18 protein-coding genes are annotated in these 19,247 nt (G+C 63.4%); 3 read left to right on the top strand and 15 right to left on the bottom strand.

Annotated elements, in window-relative coordinates:
• Positions 1 to 48 precede the first annotated feature (48 nt).
• The 3 genes from K289_RS51430 to K289_RS0106535 form a co-directional block, all read right to left on the bottom strand.
• A complete protein-coding gene (locus K289_RS51430) occupies positions 49 to 357 on the bottom strand; it encodes a hypothetical protein (protein ID WP_245283855.1) in 309 nt (102 codons plus the stop codon).
• A gap of 66 nt (positions 358 to 423) precedes the next feature.
• Positions 424 to 612, bottom strand: coding sequence for a hypothetical protein (locus K289_RS51425; RefSeq protein WP_198024671.1), 189 nt, complete (start codon positions 610 to 612; stop codon positions 424 to 426).
• Positions 609 to 1,007, bottom strand: a complete 399-nt coding sequence (locus K289_RS0106535; protein ID WP_027550760.1) for a hypothetical protein — start codon at positions 1,005 to 1,007, stop codon at positions 609 to 611. Before K289_RS0106535 ends, K289_RS51425 begins: the two co-directional genes overlap by 4 nt.
• A gap of 718 nt (positions 1,008 to 1,725) precedes the next feature.
• Between K289_RS0106535 and K289_RS0106530 the strand changes: the two genes are divergently transcribed.
• The 3 genes from K289_RS0106530 to K289_RS0106520 all read left to right on the top strand — a co-directional run bounded on the left by K289_RS0106530 (position 1,726) and on the right by K289_RS0106520 (position 5,299).
• A complete protein-coding gene (locus K289_RS0106530) occupies positions 1,726 to 4,155 on the top strand; it encodes a PAS domain-containing sensor histidine kinase (protein ID WP_027550759.1) in 2,430 nt (809 codons plus the stop codon).
• The gene (locus tag K289_RS0106525) at positions 4,152 to 4,823 is read left to right on the top strand and encodes a response regulator transcription factor (protein WP_027550758.1); all 672 of its coding nucleotides are present in this window, start codon (positions 4,152 to 4,154) and stop codon (positions 4,821 to 4,823) included. Before K289_RS0106530 ends, K289_RS0106525 begins: the two co-directional genes overlap by 4 nt.
• 95 nt (positions 4,824 to 4,918) lie before the next feature.
• Positions 4,919 to 5,299 (top strand): response regulator, encoded by a 381-nt coding sequence (locus K289_RS0106520; protein WP_156917827.1) that lies wholly within the window; start codon positions 4,919 to 4,921, stop codon positions 5,297 to 5,299.
• Positions 5,300 to 5,370: 71 nt separating this feature from the next.
• Here the strand turns inward: K289_RS0106520 and K289_RS0106515 are convergent, their stop codons facing one another.
• The 12 genes from K289_RS0106515 to K289_RS0106460 form a co-directional block, all read right to left on the bottom strand.
• Entirely contained in the window at positions 5,371 to 6,342 is a 972-nt protein-coding gene (locus tag K289_RS0106515) for a tripartite tricarboxylate transporter substrate binding protein BugD (protein WP_027550756.1), read from the bottom strand.
• A gap of 84 nt (positions 6,343 to 6,426) precedes the next feature.
• The gene (locus K289_RS0106510; RefSeq protein ID WP_027550755.1) at positions 6,427 to 7,668 is read right to left on the bottom strand and encodes a threonine synthase; all 1,242 of its coding nucleotides are present in this window, start codon (positions 7,666 to 7,668) and stop codon (positions 6,427 to 6,429) included.
• Between the two features lie 230 nt (positions 7,669 to 7,898).
• Entirely contained in the window at positions 7,899 to 9,320 is a 1,422-nt protein-coding gene (gene lpdA / locus K289_RS0106505) for a dihydrolipoyl dehydrogenase (protein WP_027550754.1), read from the bottom strand.
• The gene (locus tag K289_RS0106500) at positions 9,321 to 9,962 is read right to left on the bottom strand and encodes a hypothetical protein (RefSeq protein ID WP_035684016.1); all 642 of its coding nucleotides are present in this window, start codon (positions 9,960 to 9,962) and stop codon (positions 9,321 to 9,323) included.
• Positions 9,963 to 9,978: 16 nt separating this feature from the next.
• Positions 9,979 to 11,334: a pyruvate dehydrogenase complex dihydrolipoamide acetyltransferase gene (locus K289_RS0106495; RefSeq protein WP_027550752.1), complete on the bottom strand. Its 1,356-nt coding sequence runs from the start codon at positions 11,332 to 11,334 to the stop codon at positions 9,979 to 9,981.
• 63 nt (positions 11,335 to 11,397) lie between these two features.
• On the bottom strand, positions 11,398 to 11,850 hold the full coding sequence (locus K289_RS0106490; protein WP_027550751.1) for a nucleoside deaminase: 453 nt from the start codon (positions 11,848 to 11,850) through the stop codon (positions 11,398 to 11,400).
• Between the two features lie 2 nt (positions 11,851 to 11,852).
• Positions 11,853 to 12,158: a DUF5076 domain-containing protein gene (locus K289_RS0106485; RefSeq protein WP_027550750.1), complete on the bottom strand. Its 306-nt coding sequence runs from the start codon at positions 12,156 to 12,158 to the stop codon at positions 11,853 to 11,855.
• 3 nt (positions 12,159 to 12,161) lie between these two features.
• Positions 12,162 to 13,538: a pyruvate dehydrogenase complex E1 component subunit beta gene (locus K289_RS0106480; protein WP_027550749.1), complete on the bottom strand. Its 1,377-nt coding sequence runs from the start codon at positions 13,536 to 13,538 to the stop codon at positions 12,162 to 12,164.
• Positions 13,539 to 13,567: 29 nt separating this feature from the next.
• Positions 13,568 to 14,590 (bottom strand): pyruvate dehydrogenase (acetyl-transferring) E1 component subunit alpha, encoded by a 1,023-nt coding sequence (gene pdhA, locus K289_RS0106475; protein WP_027550748.1) that lies wholly within the window; start codon positions 14,588 to 14,590, stop codon positions 13,568 to 13,570.
• Positions 14,591 to 14,760: 170 nt separating this feature from the next.
• Positions 14,761 to 16,158 (bottom strand): glycerophosphodiester phosphodiesterase family protein, encoded by a 1,398-nt coding sequence (locus K289_RS0106470; RefSeq protein ID WP_051310507.1) that lies wholly within the window; start codon positions 16,156 to 16,158, stop codon positions 14,761 to 14,763.
• Between the two features lie 225 nt (positions 16,159 to 16,383).
• Entirely contained in the window at positions 16,384 to 17,901 is a 1,518-nt protein-coding gene (gene adh, locus K289_RS0106465) for an aldehyde dehydrogenase (protein ID WP_027550746.1), read from the bottom strand.
• A gap of 301 nt (positions 17,902 to 18,202) precedes the next feature.
• Positions 18,203 to 19,162, bottom strand: a complete 960-nt coding sequence (locus K289_RS0106460) for a GAF domain-containing protein (RefSeq protein ID WP_027550745.1) — start codon at positions 19,160 to 19,162, stop codon at positions 18,203 to 18,205.
• Positions 19,163 to 19,247: the final 85 nt, after the last annotated feature.

Here is a 19,247-nt window from a genome sequence, read left to right as displayed (position 1 = left end):
GGACGCGGTGACTGCGGCCGACGGTTCTGCGCGGCCTGCATCATTCAGCTAGCCGTCACCTCCTTCCGCGGTCAGAAGGTCGTGCGCGCGCAGATATGCCTCGGTCAGCGAGCGCGAGAGCGCGCCCATCTGCATCATCAAGCTCCAGCTCGAAATGGCCGCCAGCACAGTGACCGCCTCGAGCGAACTTTGGTAAGGCCAGAGCATTCCCATGGCCGTCTGCTGATACCGACGGTAGCAATCGTAGTCGCAATACCGCTCTTGCTTGGATACGTGCCTGACATAACTCGAGCCAAGCGGCCGGGCGCAGGCGCTGCAGGAGGCGCCGTGGCGGGGTCGTTCCTGATTGACCAGCATGAACCTCAACGCCGTCTCCTCTCCTGCCGAAGGCACATCCGCCCGATCACCTCGACCGCCTGTCGCTCAAGACGCTGCTCGCGCGAGCCCACCGATCGACGACACAGCCTCGTGATGACGCGCGTAGCACTCGTGGCCGCAATAGGGCAGCAGCGTCCTGACGTCGCGCAGATAGCCGCCGCGGATCTCCTCACAGCACCACAGACAAAACGTCTTGCGGAAGGGGGTCCTTCCGTTCACCAATATGAATTTCACGTGGCTCCTCCCAGCGCGAAGCAGTAAACCGTGTCGACCAGAGAAGCGGACGGCGGAGGCGCGCAGAGATGGTTGCGGCCGTCGGGATTGTCTCTGTTGCGCTCGACTTTCTGGGACGGGATCAGGATGTACTTCCCGTCTTCCCGCCGCCGCGCGTAGATCCTGCCGTCGATGTAGCGTACCTCGGTCGGGTAACAATCTGCGCTGTTGCAGCAGCTCAGCACCGGATTGTCCGGCATGTGCCAGCTCGAGTAGAACTTCTCGTGCAACAGCTGATCCTGGGGCGGATGGTGACGATGTGCAGCATCCTGGCCAGCCTCCTCGGCCTCCACGCCCGTCATCAGCGGAAGCGGCAGCGCGATCGCCAAGAGGAGCTTGCAAGCACGGTTCGACACGCAGCCTCCTGATTCAGAAATTGCCTGACGGGGCGGATGCGGCGGTTGATCCTCACGCCGCCTGGAATCGGAACAGCCAACGGCGGTCGCGCTCGCGACGGGCCCTGAAATGGTCGAGACATTTCCTCGAGCAGAGCGGGCTTTTCCACGAATAGTATCGGATCAGGCCAAACTTCCCGCCACAGACAGCACAGCCTTTGGAGTCACTGTCGGGGCGGCGCTCGGAGCACTCGGACCTATCGCACATAATCCTCTCCTCTTGACCTCTTAGGGGGCCTGGCTTCCTTTGCACAAATGCACGGTCACCAAGGTCGTCATGGAAAATGCGGCTTCTCAAGCGTGACTCGCCAATTCATCCGGCAAGTCAGGGCGGCGGACGCAGAGCTTGGCTCTTTGTGGTCTGCCCGCGGAGCTTCTCGGCTATTTGTGCTCCGCAATCGACTCTCCTCGATTGGCCGCAAGACTAGTCCTCGCGCAACGGCTCGCTCAATTGTACGGAGGTAAATGCGCGCTAGAACTAGGGATGCGCGAGCTATACGTAGGTTTGTCCCGTAGTTTTCCGGACCTTCGCCGACCTGCGCAACGAGACGGCGCAACGCTCGCAAGCTGCACGGCGACCGCGAGTTTCGCGCGGAATCCTACTTTGGTCGGAGGGAATTGCCCCTGTTATTGCAAAGTGCTCTACTCGCCACGACGCCAGCGAGCCGGGACGCTTGCGATGATGCCTGGCCAGATTGCAAAATTTGGGAATTCGGCCGCACAATTTCTGCTCGGCGGCCTTGCGGCGCTTCGGTCATTTGGCAACGGAGAGAAGAATCGGTCCGCGGTCAGTGACGACTTGCGGCAGGACACCGATCTGCGCGATGCCGTGAAGCAATGGCGCGAGGTGTTCGAGCACAATCCGGTCATGTACTTCATGGTCGATCCGGCCGGAACGGTGCTCAACGTGAATACATTTGGCGCCGCACAACTGGGCTACACGGCGGCCGAACTGATCGGCAAATCGGTGCTGAACGTCTTCTTCGAGGAGGACCACGACGCCGTCCGTCGGTGCGTCGCGTTGTGCCTTAAGACCTTAGACCAGTCGCACACCTGGGAGATTCGCAAGATCCGGAAGGACGGCTCGGTACTCTGGGTCCGCGAAAACGCCAAGGCGATGCTGCGCGGCGACGGAACGCCGATCGTGCTGGTCGCCTGCGAAAACATCACCCAGCGCAAGGAGACGGAGGATGCGCTGCGGCAGAGCGAGGCCTACCTCGCCCAGGCGCAGGAGTTGAGTCACACCGGCAGCTTCGGCTTGAGTCTCGCGACGGGCGAGGCTGTCTGGTCAAGGGAGACCTTTCGCATCTTCCAATGTGACCCGGCGACGAAGCCGACCCTCAACTTCGTTTTTCAGCGCATCCATCCGGAAGATCGCGAGACGGTCAGAAGGACTCTGGATCGGGCTTACCGCGAAGCTGAGGATTTCGACCACGAATATCGCCTGCTGATGCCGGATGGATCCGTCAAATATCTCCATTCCGTGGCGCGCGCGGTACGACGCGCATCCGGGCGCATCGAGTTTGTCGGGGCCGTGACCGATGTCACGGTTGCAAAGGAGGCTGAGCAGAGGCTGCGGCGCAGCGAGGCCTACCTGGCCGAAGCTCAGCGCCTCAGCCATACGAGCAGCTGGGCATGGGACGTGCATCGTCAGGAATTCGCCTACCGATCGGCCGAGCTCTACCGCCTATTCGGGTTTGAGCCGGACCAGATCGATGTACCGGCGCGGGCGTTCCAGCAACGAATCCTGCCCGAAGACTTTCGACGGATTGCTGAAGTGGAACGTGAAGCGGTCCGGCAGAAGGAAGCCTTCCAGATCGACTTTCGGATTGCGCGTCCTGACGGCTCGATCACACGTGTCCATACGGAAGGACATCCCGTCATAGGCCGCGACGGCGAGGTGATCGAAATCATCGGCACCCACATCGACGTCACCGAGCAGTTCGCGGCAAAAGAGGCGCTGCAAAAAGCATTCGACGAGCTCAAGACATCGGAGCAGCGGTTTCGCGACTATGCCGAAACCGCATCGGACTGGTTCTGGGAGACCGGTCCGGATCACCGCATCACGCGGATATCGGAACACGCCGATACGTCCACTGCTCCGCCAACGGGCTTGATCGGCCTGTCCCGTTGGGACATTCCGCCTGATGCCGAGTTCGAGCCAGAGAAATGGGAGCAGCATCGTGCGGCGCTCGATGCCCACCTTCCCTTCCGCGATCTCGTCTACCACAGCCGGGATCGCAACGGACATCCAATTTATGTGCGCACCAGCGGCAAGCCCTTCCATGACGGAAACGGCAATTTTCTCGGCTATCGCGGCGTCAGCAGCGACGTGACGGCGGCGATCCGCGCCGAGCAGGCGGAAGAGGCGCTACGCAAAGCGCAAGGCGAGCTTGCCCATGTCACGCGCATCACGACGCTCGGCGAACTCACCGCCTCGATCGCCCATGAAATCACCCAGCCTCTTGCCGCCGTGATCTCCAATGCGGACGCCTGCATCGGCTGGCTCGACCGCGAACCGGCCGACCAAAAGGCCGCGCGCCGTTCAGCTGAATGGATTGTCGAGGACGCCAATCGGGCCAGCGAGGTGATCCGCCGGATCAGGGCGCTGGCGAAGAAGACCGAGATCGAGGTAGTTTCACTCGACATCAACGAGGTCGTCAGGGAAGCGGTGGCCCTCGTTCGGCGCGAGCTCGCAACCCATGCGGTGTCGGTGCGAATGGAGCTGGCGTCCAACTTGCCCAGGATTTGCGGCGACCGGATCCAGCTCCAGCAGGTGCTGATCAACCTGGTGATGAACGGCATCGAGGCCATGCAGGCCAATGTCGACCGCCCGCGTGAGCTCGCGATCCGCTCCAGCCAGGCGGACGAAGACGGCGACGGCCTGCTCCTCACCGTGACGGATCGCGGTGTCGGCCTTGGCAAGGAGGTGACGCAGCGCATCTTCACACCTTTCTTCACTACTAAATCTGGCGGCCTGGGGATGGGGCTGTCGATCTGCCGATCGATCATCGAGGCGCATGCGGGCCGGCTTTCGGCCTTTCCCAATGACGGCGGCGGTGCGACATTCCAGGTCGCCCTGCCCTTGCCGCACAAGGACACCTCGTGACCGACCACGCCAAGCCGACCCAGGCGCAGGCGAGCGCCGATGATCCGATCGTCCTGATCGTCGATGACGATCCGTCGATGCGCCGAGCGCTCACCAATCTCTTCCAATCGGTCGGCCTTAAGGTCGAGGCCTTCGGCTCGGCGGCGGAGATCATGGAGGCCAAGCCGCCGGCGGCCCCCAGTTGCCTTGTGCTCGATATTCGCCTGCCGGGCTCGAGCGGCCTCGACCTCCAGGCGGATCTCGCCAAGGCCAATATTCACACGCCCATCATCTTCATCACCGGTCATGGCGATATTCCCATGACCGTCAGGGCCATGAAGAGCGGCGCCGTCGATTTTCTGACCAAGCCGGTGCGCGACCAGGACATGCTGGATGCGGTCCAGGCTGCGATCGAACGGGATCGTAAGCGGCGCGATGCGGAGAAGTCGGTCTCCGGCGTGCGGTCTCGCTTCGAGAGCCTGAGCGCGCGCCAGCGCGACGTCCTCAGCCTTGTCGCATCCGGCCTGATGAACAAGCAGGTCGCCGCCGAGCTCGGATTGGCCGAGATCACCGTGAAAATCTACCGCGGGCAAATCATGCGAAAAATGGGCGCTAAGTCATTGGCCGATCTCGTCAGAATGACCGACGCGCTCGGAATCCCGCGCGTCAGGGGAAACCTGCAAACCTAAGTATGCTTTCCAATCTCGCTCCGGGGGCCCACCTTCCCGATGGGCGGCTGCGCCGCGGCCCGTGGCTCCCCCGATCAGGAGCGATCATATTGTCAGTGTCTTCGATTGTTTCCGTCATTGATGATGATCCGTCCGTTCGCCTTGCGACGAACAACCTCCTGACGTCGCGGGGATACACGGTCTACACCTTTGGCTCCGCTCACGAATTTCTCCAATCCACCGAACTCAACACGACCTCCTGCGTGATCGCGGATGTGCAGATGGCGGTCATGAGCGGCGTTGATTTGTTGATGCATATGCGCGGCCTCGGGCACCTCACGCCCTTCATCTTCATGACGGCTTTTCCCGACGACGCCGTGCGCGAGCGTGCGCTGAGAGCCGGCGCGATCTGCTTTCTCGCCAAGCCGTTTTCCACACCGGCCCTGATTCAATGCCTGGAGGCGGCGCTGTCCGAGCCCGGTGAAGCCACGATGTGATACGGCCGCGCCGAGCCTTCGCCGCTCCTCAGGGCGAAGCGGCTTTCGCATTGCGGCCGCGGCAAAGCGCCTCAATCCACCTTGATGTTGGCGGCCTTGATGATCGGCCACCATTTTGCGATCTCGGCTTTCTGACGCGCGCCGAGGGCTTCGGGAGTGAGCAGGTCCTTGGGCGTCATCTCCAGGCCCTGGCTTTCGAGTTGCTTCTTCACCGCGGGATCCTTCAGCGCTTCCACGGCCGCGGCGTTGAGCTTGGTCACGATCTCCTTCGGCGTGCCCTTGGGCACCCACATGCCCGACCAGAGCGTCATGTTGAAGCCTTTCAGCCCCGCCTCCTCCGCGGTCGGAATCTCCGATGCCGAGGACAGGCGCTTGTCATCGCTGATCGCATAGGCGCGGATGGTGCCGGCGCGGACCTGGTTGATGGAGTTGGAGGTCTGGTCGACGATGATGTCGATCTGCCCGGCGATGAGATCGTTCAGCGCGGGGCCAGTGCCGCGATAAGGCACGTATTGCAACTTGATGCCGGTGACGCTCTCGAAATAGACGCCGGCGATGTGGCTGCCGGAGCCCGCGCCTGCCGTGCCGGCGGTCGCCGGCGACGGCCGCGACTTGAGCCACGCCAGCAGATCCTTCAGCGAGGTCGCGGGCACCGCGTTCTTGCTGACGACGATCATCGGGTTGCTTGGCAGCAGCACCACCGGCTCGAGATCTGCGACGAGATCGTAATTGAGCTTGTAGACGGCGCCGTTGGCGACATGGGTGCCGAGATGGCCGAACGAGATGGTGTAGCCGTCCGGCGACGAATGCACCGCACGGCCGACGCCGATCGAACCGCCTGCACCGGTGACGTTCTCGATCACCACGGCCTGCCCGAGCGTCACCCGCATCCGCTCCGCCAGCACCCGCGCCATCGCGTCCGACGGACCGCCGGCCGCAAACGGCACGATGATGGTGATGGGATGTGAGGGAAAATCGTCGGCGAACGCAACACCAGTGAACGCGAGAATCCCGATCAGCCCGGCCCAGACGGCCTTCTTCATTGCCTTCTCCCCAGCGATGTCATCGTTATTCTTTGCCCTCTGCCCGCGTACGGGAAGAGGGATCATTCGTGACGAAATGACGCGCTAGAACTGCGAATAGTCGATCGGCTTGTGGCGATCGAGCGTGCGGGTGACCGGCGGCAGTGGATATTTCAGGCCGGTCGCGCAATTGAACAGCATCACGCGGTCGCTCTTGCTGACGCGGCCGTCGGCGAGGCTTTCCTTATAGGCGGCGTAGGTGGCGGCGCCCTCGGGGCACAGCAAGAGCCCCTCCTCGCGCGCGACTTCGCTCAGCGCGGACGAGATCTTGTCGTCGTCGACTGCGATGGCAAAACCCTTGCTTTCGCGCACGGCGCGCAGGATCAGGAAATCGCCGATCGCCTGCGGCACGCGGATGCCGGAGGCGATGGTGTGGGCGTCTTCCCAGCGCGTCGCATGCTCGGTGCCGGCCTCGTAGGCGCGCACCATCGGCGCGCAACCGGACGCCTGCACCGCGACCATGCGCGGACGTTTGCTTCCGATGAACCCAATCCTCTCGAGCTCATCGAACGCCTTCCACATGCCAATCAGGCCGGTGCCGCCGCCGGTCGGATAGAAGATCACGTCGGGCACGTCCCAGCCGAGCTGTTCGGCGAGTTCGAGGCCCATGGTCTTCTTGCCCTCGATCCGGTACGGCTCCTTCAGCGTGGAGGTGTCGAACCAGCCGACCTTCGCCTTGCCCTCGCCGACGATCTTGCCGCAATCGTCGATATAGCCGTTGACGCGGTAGACGGTCGCGCCCTGGAGCTCGATCTCGCTGACATTCACCTCGGGCGTATCAGCCGGGCAGAAGATCGTGGTCTTGATGCCACAGGCCGTCGCATAGGCTGCGAGTGCCGCACCGGCATTGCCGTTGGTCGGCATCGCCATGTGCTTGATGCCAAGCGCCTTGCCCATCGACACGGCCATCACGAGGCCGCGCGCCTTGAACGAGCCGGTCGGCAAGCGTCCCTCGTCCTTCACGATGATCTCGCCGCCGCCGAGCTTTGCCCCAAGCTTCGGCAGCCGGATCAGCGGCGTGGTCACCTCGCCGAGCGAGACGATGTCCTTGCATTTGCGCACCGGCAACAGCTCGCGGTAGCGCCACATGTCGGCGGGACGTTGGCTCAGCGCGTCCTTGGTCAGCGCCTTCTTCACCCCGGTGAGGTCGTAGCGAACAAGCAGCGGCTTGCCGGCCTTGGAGAGGTTGTGGACCTCATCGGCCGGATAATGGTCGCCTTCCATCGCGCATTCGAGATGCGTGACGAAGGTCGGGCGTTCGGTGGTGAGGTTGTCGTTTTCTTGCATGGGTTTGTCCCTCTTGTTGTTCTGGGCTTTTCAGTATTTGGTCCCGTCACCCCCGCGCAATGGCGAAGCCATTGTCGCTGGAGGTGCCGGAGCGAAGCGGAAGCCTCGAAGGGCGACGGGCCCGGCTGCTGCATCCCGGCCGTTCATCCTTCGAAGCTTCCTGCGCGGTGCGATGCACCGCGCAGCTCGCGCCTCAGGATGACGGGTCGGCGGGTGCCGCCGCTCAATCGTCAAATATTCAGCACCCGCCCGTAGGCATCGAGCACGGCTTCCTTCATCATTTCCGACAGGGTCGGATGTGGGAAGACCGTGTGCATCAGTTCTTCCTCCGTCGTCTCCAGGTTCATGGCGACGACGTAGCCCTGGATCAGCTCGGTGACCTCCGCGCCGATCATGTGGGCGCCCAGGAGCTGGCCGGTCTTCTTGTCGAAGATCACCTTGACCAGGCCCTGGTCCTCGCCGAGTGCGATCGCCTTGCCATTGCCGACGAAGGGGAAGCGGCCGACGCGGATCTCGCGACCGTTCTCCTTGGCCTTGGCTTCGGTCAGACCGACGGACGCGACCTGCGGATGGCAATAGGTGCAGCCCGGAATCATGTTCTTGTCCATGGCGTGCGGATGCATGCCCTTGATCGCTTCGACGCAGATCACGCCCTCATGCTCGGCCTTATGAGCGAGCATGGGCGGACCGGAGACATCGCCGATGGCATAGATGCCGGGAACGTTGGTCTTGCCGTAGCCGTCGATCACGATGCAGCCGCGGTCGGTTTTGACACCGAGCTTCTCCAGGCCGAGATTCTCGATGTTGCCGACGACGCCGACCGCCGAAATCACGCGCTCGAACTCAGTGGTGATGGGCTTGCCCTTGCCATCGTCGATGGTGGCGACGACGCTGTCGGCCTTCTTCTCCAGCTTCGTGACCTTGGTCGAGGACATGACCTTGATGCCCATCTTCTCGAAGCGCTTTCGCGCAAGCCCTGCGATCTCCGCATCCTCGACGGGCAGGATCTGCGGCAGCACCTCGACCACGGTCACGTCGGAGCCCATGGTGTGGAAGAAGGAGGCGAACTCGATGCCGATCGCGCCGGAGCCAACGACGAGGAGCGACTTCGGAATCCGGTCCGGGATCATGGCCTCAAAGTAGGTCCAGACCAGCTTCGGGTCGGGCTCGAGCCCGGGCAGCACGCGCGGACGCGCGCCGGTCGCGACGATGATGTGCTTTGCCTGGTAGGTCCCCTCGCCGAGCGCGCCCTTCGGGCCCTCGACATCGGACTTCTTCACGGTGACCTTGCCGGGCGCATCGATCGAAGCGGCGCCCCAGATGACGCTCACCTTGTTCTTCTTCATCAGGAAGCCGACGCCGTCGTTCAGCCGCTTCGAGACGCCGCGCGAGCGCTGCACCACGGCCTTCGGATCGAACGACACCTTCTCCGCCGACAGACCGTAATCCTTGGCATGCTGCATGTAGTGGTAGATCTCGGCCGAACGCAGCAGCGCTTTCGTCGGAATGCAGCCCCAGTTCAGGCAGATGCCGCCGAGATACGATTTCTCGACGATCGCGGTCTTGAAGCCAAGCTGAGCGGCGCGGATGGCGGTGACATAGCCGCCCGGGCCGGAGCCGATGATGATGATATCGAAAGACGTGTCGGCCACTCAAACCTCCGCCTGAACCGGTAAACGTAAACGACGCGCGCGCAGCGCGAACTCGATGACAGCAAGAACGACGAGAACCGCAGCAGCAACCACGGCCACGAAACGCCAGAGGCTGGCCAGCCAATCAGTCGCCGAGGGGGCGATCGCTGAACCGACGACCTCGATGCCGAGCGGATTGAACACCAGCACGAGGCCCGCCCCGATCGTGAACCAGGGCCACAGCGTTCGCGCATCCTGCCCCAGCGCCTTGCGATATGCACGGACCAGAAGGCGCCACAGCACGACCAATCCGGCAAGGCACGGCGCTAGAAATTCGAGCACGATCTGCGCATCGCGATGGCTGCTCGGATAGGGATTGCTAGAGCGCGCCTCGACCGCATCCATCCAGACCGGCCAGCCCGAGAACATCAGCGTGGCAAGTGCGACCCCCAGCACGCTCAGCGTCATCACGCGCTCGCTCCCGAGCTTCGAGACGACGAACGCCAGAATTGCAAAGCCGATTGCGAGATCGGCTGTGATCGCGCCCATGACCAACCCAAACTCGTCCGAGGTCCGAAAGGTCAGCACCATCTGCACAGCAATCAACCACGCCACGCCAAGCGCTGCGATACCGGCAGCAGCAAAGGCTTGGGTGTGCGGCATCGCCACGCTCCGCGGCTTAGACCATCATCATGACGGGGTTTTCGATCAGCTGCTTGAAGGCCCCGATCAGCTCGGCGCCGAGCGCGCCGTCGATGGCACGGTGATCGCAAGACAAGGTCACGCTCATCATCTGCGCGATCTCGATCTTGCCATTGCGCACAACCGGGCGTTCTTCGCTGGTGCCGACCGCGAGGATGGTGGCGTGCGGCGGGTTGATCACGGCGGTGAAATCCTTGATGCCGAACATGCCGAGGTTCGACACCGCGGTGGTGCCGCCCTGGTACTCCTCCGGCTTCAGCTTGCGCGAGCGGGCGCGCGTGGCAAAGTCCTTCATCTCGTTGGAGATGGTCGAGAGCGTCTTGGTCTCGGCCTTGCGGATGATCGGCGTGATCAGGCCGCCCGGCATCGCCACGGCGACGCCGACGTCGGATTGGTGATGCTTGACCATGCCGGATTCGGTCCAGCTCACATTGCAGTTCGGGATCTTCTGCAGCGCGACCGCCATCGCCTTGATGACGAAGTCGTTGACCGAGATCTTGTAGAGCGGCTTCTTCTCCTTGTCCTTCGGAGCCGCCGCGTTGATCTCCTCACGCGCGACGAGCAGTTTGCCGATGTCGCAGTCGATGGTGAGGTAGAAGTGCGGGACATTCTGGATCGACGCGGTCAGGCGCTGCGCGATGGTGCGACGCATGCCGTCATGCGGGACGATGTCGTAGGAGCCAGGTTCGAACAGCGCCAGGATCTGCTTGTCCGACATGGTCGGCGCAATCGAAGGTCCGGCGGACGGCGCGGCTGCCGGCGCCTTCAGGCCCTTGCCAGACTTGGCCTGCTCGACGTCGCGCGCGACCACGCGGCCGTGCGGGCCAGTGCCGGTGACCATCGCAATCTCGATGCCGGCGTCCTTGGCGAGACGGCGCGCCAGCGGCGATGAGAACACGCGGCCGCCCTGGCCGTTGCCCTGCACGGCGGGAGCCGCGGCCTGCGGCGCCGGTGCGGCGACAGGCGGTGCAGCCTTCGGCGCGGCAGGAGCTGGTGCAGCCGGCGCTGCAGCGGGGGCCTCGGTGGCTTTCGGTGGCGCAGCCGAGGCGCTGGGCTTCGCAGCGCCTGCGCTCGCGGCCTTCACGTCCTCGCCCTCGCCGGCGAGCACCGCGATGACATCGTTGACCGCAACGTCCTGCGTGCCCTCGGGCACGAGGATCTTGGCGATCGTGCCTTCGTCGATGGCCTCGACCTCCATGGTGGCCTTGTCGGTCTCGATCTCGGCGATGACGTCCCCGGATTTGACCTTGTCGCCCTCTTTCTTCAGCCACTTGGCGAGGTTGCCCTTCTCCATCGTCGGCGAGAGAGCTGGCATCAGGATGTTGATGGGCATGCTGACCTCACGAAGAACTTCTCAAAATGTCGTCTCCCACACTGAAAGACGAACAGACCAGGTTTAGTTGCCGATGTCGCCCTGCCACAGGCGCTCATTGGCGGGATTGGAACGCCACGTCTTCATCATGGTGATGGAGCGGTCGTCGGCAAGATCGATCCAGGGGATGCCGAACTTGTCGAGGATGTCCTTGGAGCCCGGGAACGTGACGGACTCCCCGATCACCACCAGCGAGACCTTGAACAGGCCGAGCGCGCCGGCACACATCGAGCATGGCGACAGCGTGGTGTACATGACGGTGTCGTGGAACGAGATCACGCCGGCGTCGCGCAGGCAACTCATCTCGCCATGCAGGATGACGTTCTTTTCCTGCACGCGATTGTTGTGGCCGCGGGCGATGACCTTCTTCTCGCGCGTCAGCACGGCGCCGATCGGCAGGCCGCCCTGCGCGATCGAAGCCTCCGCCTCGCGGATCGCCTCCAGCATGAAATCGTAATGATAGGATTCCACCGCCACGCTCAGTGCCCCTTCTGCCCGCGTGGCGTGGTGGTGCCGGTGTCGGTCGGCCGTTCGATCTCGGCCCGGAACATCTCGAGGATCCGGTCCAGCGCCTCTTCCTCGGTGTATTCGCTCTCGCGAGCATAGGCGCGCGCGGCGTGGCGGGCGAGATCGACAAGCAGCAGGCCCCACATGTCGGGCTCTTCGAAGGCGCGCTGGAACGCCATCGACAGCCCGCCGTCCAGCACGAACACGCGCAGGATCTCGACCGCGTCCTCGCGGGCGATGACGTCGGGCGGCAATGGCTGCTCCTTCGGGCCTGCCATGGTCTACCTGTAGCAGACGGCTTTGGCGGCCTCGACCACTTCAGCCGCCGAGGGCAGCGCGAGCTTCTCCAGGTTCGCGGCATAGGGCATCGGCACGTCCTTGCCGGAGACGCGCGTCACCGGCGCGTCGAGATAGTCGAAGGCATGCTCCATGATGCGCGCGGCGATCTCGGCGCCGACGCCGCTCTGCGCCCAGCCCTCCTCCACCGTCACGGCACGGCCGGTCTTCTTCACCGAGTTGACGATGGTCTCGGTGTCCATCGGCCGCAGCGTGCGCAGGTCGATGACCTCCGCCTCGATGCCGTCCTTGGCAAGCTCGTCGGCGGCCTTGAGCGCGTAGGTCATGCCGTTCGACCAGGAGATGATGGTGACGTGGCTGCCCGCACGCACGATGCGCGCCTTGCCGATCGGGATCACGTAGTCGTCGAGCTTCGGCACCTCGCCGGTGTGGCCATAGAGCACCTCGTTCTCGAGGAAGATCACCGGATTGGGATCGCGGATCGCGGCCTTCAGCAGGCCCTTGGCGTCGGCCGCCGAATACGGCGCAACGACCTTCAGGCCCGGGATATGCGAGTACCAGGAGGAGTAATCCTGGCTGTGCTGGGCGGCGACGCGTGCGGCAGCGCCGTTCGGCCCGCGGAACACGATCGAGCAGCCCATTTGGCCACCGGACATATAGAGCGTCTTGGCGGCGGAGTTGATGATCTGGTCCATCGCCTGCATGGCGAAGTTGAAGGTCATGAACTCGACGATCGGCTTCAGGCCCGCCATCGCGGCGCCGACGCCGATACCGGCAAAGCCGTGCTCGGTGATCGGCGTGTCGATCACGCGCTTGGCGCCGAATTCCTGAAGCAGGCCCTGGGTGACCTTGTAGGCGCCCTGATATTCGGCAACTTCTTCGCCCATCACGAAGACGTCGGCATCGCGACGCATCTCCTCGGCCATGGCGTCGCGCAGCGCTTCGCGGATGGTCTGCGTCACCATCTCGGTGCCGGCGGGCACTTCCGGATCAGGCTCGGCAACGGCCTGCGGCGCAGCAGACTTCGGCTGGGGCGCCTCGGCCTTCGCGGCGGCAGGCGGCGCTGCCGCCGCAGGCTTGGCGGGTGCGGGCGCCTTCGCAAGATCGGCAGCGCTCTCGCCGTCGGCGAGGATCGTCGCGATCGGCGTGTTGACGGCAACGTCGGCGGTGCCTTCGGGGATCAGGATCTTGCCGAGCGTCCCCTCGTCGGTCGCCTCGACCTCCATGGTCGCCTTGTCGGTCTCGATCTCGGCGATCACGTCACCCGACTTGATCTGCTCGCCCTCTTTTTTCAACCATTTGGCGAGGTTGCCCTTTTCCATCGTGGGCGACAGCGCGGGCATCAGCACTTGAATTGGCATATCGGCTCCAAAAGAAAGCTTGCGCGCGTTCAGCGATAAACGTCGGTCCAGAGCTCGGACGCATCCGGCTCGGGGTCATGCTGGGCAAAGTCGGCAGAGGCGTTGACGATGTCGCGAACCTCGGCATCGATCGCCTTGAGATCCTGTTCGCTCACCTTGGCCGCGAGCAGCCGGTTACGCACCTGCTCGATCGGGTCCTGGTCATGACGGACCTTCTCGACCTCCTCGCGCGTGCGGTATTTTGCGGGATCGGACATCGAGTGGCCGCGATAGCGGTAGGTCTGCATTTCCAGGATGACCGGGCCCTTGCCGGCGCGACACCAGGCGACCGCCTCGTCGGCGGCGGCCTTCACCGCGCGGACGTCCATGCCGTCGACCTGATGACCGGGGATGTTGAAGGAGAGACCGCGCTTGGAAAAATCCTGCTGCGCCGAGGCGCGCGAAACCGCCGTACCCATGGCGTAGCGGTTGTTCTCGATGACGAAGATCACCGGCAGCTTCCAGAGCTCCGCCATGTTAAAGCTCTCATAGACTTGGCCCTGATTGGCCGCGCCGTCGCCGAAATAGGTGACGGCGACGTTGTCATTGCCGCGATAGTGATTGGCGAAGGCGAGCCCGGCGCCGAGCGAGACCTGGGCGCCGACGATGCCGTGGCCGCCGTAAAACTTCTTCTCCACGCTGAACATATGCATGGAGCCGCCCTTGCCCTTGGAATAACCACCGCGACGTCCAGTGAGCTCGGCCATGACTCCGTTGGCTTCCATGCCGGTGGCGAGCATGTGGCCGTGGTCGCGGTAGCCGGTGATGACCTGATCGCCCTCTTTCAGGGCCATCTGCATGCCGACCACCACGGCCTCCTGGCCGATATAGAGATGGCAGAACCCGCCGATCGCACCCATGCCGTAGAGCTGGCCGGCTTTCTCCTCGAACCGCCGAATCAGGAGCATGTCGCGGAGCGCCTTGAGCTCCTGCTCCTTGGTGAATTCCGGGGGCGAGCCGCCGTTGGTCTTGTCTTGTGGAGCGCTTGCGGCGGCTTTCTTGGGTGCGGCCATGGGAATTCCGGGTCAGAGAAAACTTCAGCCCTCTCTAACCCAAGTCAAACGCGTGTGAAAGCGCTGGGGTGCCATGCCACGACTTTCATTATGCCGCACTGCAACGTGGCCGAAATATTGCAAAATCTTTGCCACCGATCAGGCAACATTTGCTCGCCGCGAAGCCGGCCTCACCAGCCCAGCTCGCGCAGATAGGCTGCGCGGGCGCCAACTCCGGTATGCGTGAAGTCGGTAAACACCCCCTCGACGCCGAGACGGAAGAACTTGAGATATTCCAGGCTTGGATCGCCGTGATAGTCCGCAGCCAGATATTTCTTCTCGTTCCGGAACGTGAAGACATGCACGAACAGGCCAAGCTTGTGCGCGTCGGCAACGAGGCTGGTTGCTTCCTGCGTCGATGCCTCAGGCGTCGATCCCTTGAAGGGCGTGCCATCGGCGTTGCTGTCCTTCCAGGGAGAGACCTTGAGCGGAACGATGTAAGCCTTCCACGGACCAATGCCGTCGGCATAGGTCTTGATCTCCGCGAGGCCCTCGGGGGTTAGCATCGCATCATACAAGCGTTGGTCACCCGAAACGGTCCAGTCGAACGGACGCGAATTGGTGATGTTGTTGAGGAGGACCTTTCCCGTCTTGAAGTCGATACCGTTGCCATCGATGAGCTGGACCTGCCGCGTCTCCAGGCCATGGCTGCGCATGTATTTCAGGCTGCCGGGCTCGAAGCTCTGCACAAAGATGGGAGCGTCCTTCGCATTGAGGCCGTTGTCCTTGATGATCTTGATCAGGGCATCCTCGAGCGGGTGGCTGCCGGGCGCGCCACAGCCATTTGCGATCGCCTGCGCATTGTTCCAGGTCGGATTCTTGGTTTCCGGATAGACGGCGATGGGACGCCCCGTCTCCTTGCTCTTGGCCTTGGCGATGTCGATGACGTCCTGGAAGCTGATGATCGGGAACTTGCCGTTGAATATCTTCGGCCTTTCGTTGGCCGCATCATAGGTAGTGCCGGCGATCCAGTCCTTCAGCTCGGCCATGGTGAAGTCGGTGATCGACCAATCATTGGCATGATCTTCGCCGTCCACGATCAGCGATTTCAGCACCGATTTGGGGTCGGCCGGATCGGTGAGATCAGTGAGGTATTCAGCAGGCCCGCTGGTGGGAGACTGGGCCCATTTCACTTTGACCTTCACACCAGGCACCGTGCGCTTGCGGGCCGCAACCACCGCATTGGTTTTCGCCACCTCGGCAATGTTGGTATTGTCACTCAGCCACGGGTTGTGACGTGCGACCAATACGCAATCCCTGGTCAGGTGCAGGTCCTCTTCGAGCGCGTCGGTCCCGAGGGCTGCGGCAAGGTCATACGATGCCTCGGTCTCTTCAGCCACCAGCCCCGGCACGCCGCGATGCCCGAGGATCAGTGGCGGCTTTCCGTCAAGGGTCAGGAAGTGCTTGGCGCCGGCGGGAGTCGACCCGGTCTGTGCGAAGGTTATCGATTGCGGGAAGAACGCCAAGGCCGCCGCGCCGAGCAGCATCGCTCCAGCACGCGTCTTCCGCCGTGAACGACTGTTCTTCATGACAAGCCTCCGTCATTTGGCGAGCATCGCTTCGAATGCCACAAGGGCCGAACCGAATAATGTCGGCGCTTCTTGTCTCAATTCTCTGACAGATGGATGACGGCGGGCCGGTTAGACAAAAGCTCCCGAGATGCAGGGGACATGTGCGGATTGGCGAAGGAGCGTCCGCGCCTTGTCGCATTGGGCGGAACGGGCGGCGCGAGGTTGCGCCGCCCTCTCCGCCGATCAGAAGAAGCCGAGCTTCTTCGGGCTGTAGCTGACCAGGAGGTTCTTGGTCTGCTGATAGTGATCGAGCATCATCTTGTGGGTCTCGCGTCCCACGCCCGATTGCTTGTAGCCGCCGAACGCCGCGTGCGCGGGATAGGCGTGGTAGCAGTTGGTCCAGACCCGGCCCGCCTGGATGGCACGACCGAAGCGGTAGCAGCGGTTGGCATCGCGGCTCCAGACGCCGGCACCGAGGCCATAGAGCGTGTCGTTGGCGATCGCGAGTGCCTCATCGTCGGTCTTGAAGGTCGTGACCGAAACCACGGGTCCGAAGATCTCCTCCTGGAAGATCCGCATCTTATTGTGGCCCTCGAACACGGTCGGCTGAACATAGAAGCCGCCGGCCAGATCGCCGCTCAGGCTCGCGCGCCCGCCGCCGGCCAGGACCTTCGCGCCTTCTTTCCTGCCGATGTCGATATAGGACAGAATTTTCTCCAGCTGCTCACCGGAGGCCTGGGCGCCGATCATGGTGTCGGCCTCGCGCGGATCGCCCTGCTTGATCGCGGCGACGCGCTTCAGCGCCCGCTCCATGAAGCGGTCGTAGATGTCCTCGTGAACCAGCGCGCGGCTCGGACAGGTGCAGACCTCGCCCTGGTTCAACGCAAACATGACGAAGCCTTCGATCGCCTTGTCGAAGAAGTCATCATCTTCCGCCGTGACGTCCTTGAAGAAGATGTTCGGCGACTTGCCGCCGAGCTCGAGCGTGACGGGAATGAGGTTCTGGCTGGCATATTGCATGATCAGGCGGCCCGTCGAGGTCTCACCGGTGAAGGCGACCTTGGCGATCCGCGGGCTCGAGGCGAGCGGCTTGCCGGCCTCGACACCGAAGCCGTTGACGATGTTGAGGACGCCGGGCGGCAAGAGATCACCGACGATCTCGGCCCAGACCATGATCGAGGCCGGTGTCTGCTCGGCGGGCTTGAGCACCACGCAATTGCCGGCGGCGAGCGCAGGCGCAAGCTTCCAGCACGCCATCAGCAGCGGGAAATTCCAGGGAATGATCTGACCGACCACGCCGAGCGGTTCATGGAAGTGGTAGGCGATGGTGTCGTGGTCGATCTCGCCGATCGAACCTTCCTGGCCGCGCACGACGCCGGCGAAATAGCGGAAGTGATCGATCGCGAGCGGCAGGTCGGCGGCGCGGGTTTCGCGGATCGGCTTGCCGTTGTCCCAGGTCTCGGCAATCGCAAGGCGCTCCAGATTCTCTTCCATGCGGTCCGCGATCTTGTTCAGGATCGCGGCACGCTCGGCGACGCTGGTGCGTCCCCATGCGGCCTTGGCGGCGTGCGCTGCGTCGAGCGCGGCCTCGACGTCCTGATGGTCGGAGCGCGCGATCTTGCAGACGATCTGGCCATTCACCGGCGAGGCATTGTCGAAGTATTTGCCGGAGATCGGCGCAACAAACTTGCCGCCGATGAAATTGTCATAGCGTGCGGCGAACGGAACTTGGGTGACGTTGAGGAATTCCACCTTGTTCATTGATCACTCCCGATGTTGCTGTTTGTGCAATTCGTCGCGTGCGTTTGCGCCTGTGCGACTTGCGCCAACGATGTCGCGGGAGAGTTTTTCTGTCAGCCCGGGCGGAAGCGATGGTCAGACCGACCTGTCGCAGTTCTGCGACAGCTGACGCGGCCACCACGCATTCCGACCTCATCCTGAGGAGAGCGCTCGCGCCGCACCGTCATTGCGAGCGTAGCGAAGCAATCCAGAGTCCCTCTGCGGAAAGATTCTGGATTGCTTCGCTACGCTCGCAATGACGATTGAGAAAAAAAATCGAAGCTCAGTGCTTCAGATCGAACCGCTTCAGCTTTCGATGCAGCGTGGCGCGGCTGACGCCGAGGGCCTTGGCGGCGGCCGAAACATTGCCGCCTGCGCGCAAGAGCGCCCGCTGCAACACCGCACGCTGACCGCCGGCAAGGTGATCGTGCGCCGCATCGCCGCCGAGAAGATCGGCCGCAGGCACCGGCTGCAACGGACGCCCGGGTGCGATCCCGAGTCCCAGCCGGGCGGACCGGGTCGCGCCTATCACGAGATCATCCGCATCGACCGCGACAAGGCCACTGCATTGGCCGTCCGATGCAGGCGTCAGCACGATGCGGGCATGGGCAAAGGCGCGGCGAAACAGATCGGCTTCGATACGCTTTGCGGCTTCGCCAGCCGCAAGCGCGATCAGACTGGAGAAGGCGTCAGTCCGGTCGGCGCGGCAGGAGGAGACGTCGAGCACACCGGCAAGCATCCCGTCATGGTCGTAGATCGGAACGGCCGTGCAACTCAGCAGCGTGTTGCGGGTGAAGAAGTGCTGGTCGCGGTCGATCGTCAGCGGCCGCTGCTCGACGAGGCAGGTGCCGATGCCGTTGGTGCCCTCGTGCTCCTCGCTCCACAGCGCGCCGGTCCACAGGCCCCAGGATTGAAATGTCGCGTCGTCAGCCGGGGTGCCGCGACGATCGACCGGAACGCCCTCGCCGTCGGCGAGCAGCACACAGCAGCCGGCCGCGCCGACCGCCTGATAGAGCCGGTCCATCGCCCCCTGCGCGGCAGCCAGAAGCGGCGCGATGCGTTCACGCGCCTCGCGCAGTTCTGCTTCGCTCAGCCGCAGCGGCAGGTTGCGGCCGGCAGGATCCAGATGATGCAGTCGGGACGAACGGCGCCACGAGGCCACCAGCGCGGAACGCGCCGCTTGGCCTGACGTGATGGCGGCCTCGACGCGGGCCGCGTGATGCCGGGACATTGGCCCATTCATCACTGGTTTCCTCCGGGAAGCAGTCTAGGCGGTACCCGCACGGCCCAGTTGATCTGCGTCAACTTTAGGCAACCCTGCGCTCCGC

The sequence above is a fragment of the Bradyrhizobium sp. Cp5.3 genome (assembly GCF_000426265.1).
GTDB classification, from domain to species: domain Bacteria; phylum Pseudomonadota; class Alphaproteobacteria; order Rhizobiales; family Xanthobacteraceae; genus Bradyrhizobium; species Bradyrhizobium neotropicale.
The sequence above is the reverse complement of the archived record's forward strand: the minus strand, read 5'-3'. Positions and strand labels throughout refer to the sequence as shown.

Coding starts and splice junctions, on each gene's coding strand:
- K289_RS0106530 (WP_027550759.1), top strand. CDS start 1,726: ATGATGCCTGGCCAGATTGCAAAATTTGGGAATTCGGCCGCACAATTT.
- K289_RS0106500 (WP_035684016.1), bottom strand. CDS start 9,962: ATGCCGCACACCCAAGCCTTTGCTGCTGCCGGTATCGCAGCGCTTGGC.
- K289_RS0106460 (WP_027550745.1), bottom strand. CDS start 19,162: ATGAATGGGCCAATGTCCCGGCATCACGCGGCCCGCGTCGAGGCCGCC.
- adh (WP_027550746.1), bottom strand. CDS start 17,901: ATGAACAAGGTGGAATTCCTCAACGTCACCCAAGTTCCGTTCGCCGCA.
- K289_RS51430 (WP_245283855.1), bottom strand. CDS start 357: ATGCTGGTCAATCAGGAACGACCCCGCCACGGCGCCTCCTGCAGCGCC.
- K289_RS0106515 (WP_027550756.1), bottom strand. CDS start 6,342: ATGAAGAAGGCCGTCTGGGCCGGGCTGATCGGGATTCTCGCGTTCACT.
- K289_RS0106470 (WP_051310507.1), bottom strand. CDS start 16,158: ATGAAGAACAGTCGTTCACGGCGGAAGACGCGTGCTGGAGCGATGCTG.
- K289_RS0106495 (WP_027550752.1), bottom strand. CDS start 11,334: ATGCCCATCAACATCCTGATGCCAGCTCTCTCGCCGACGATGGAGAAG.
- K289_RS0106480 (WP_027550749.1), bottom strand. CDS start 13,538: ATGCCAATTCAAGTGCTGATGCCCGCGCTGTCGCCCACGATGGAAAAG.
- pdhA (WP_027550748.1), bottom strand. CDS start 14,590: ATGGCCGCACCCAAGAAAGCCGCCGCAAGCGCTCCACAAGACAAGACC.
- K289_RS0106485 (WP_027550750.1), bottom strand. CDS start 12,158: ATGGCAGGCCCGAAGGAGCAGCCATTGCCGCCCGACGTCATCGCCCGC.
- K289_RS0106510 (WP_027550755.1), bottom strand. CDS start 7,668: ATGCAAGAAAACGACAACCTCACCACCGAACGCCCGACCTTCGTCACG.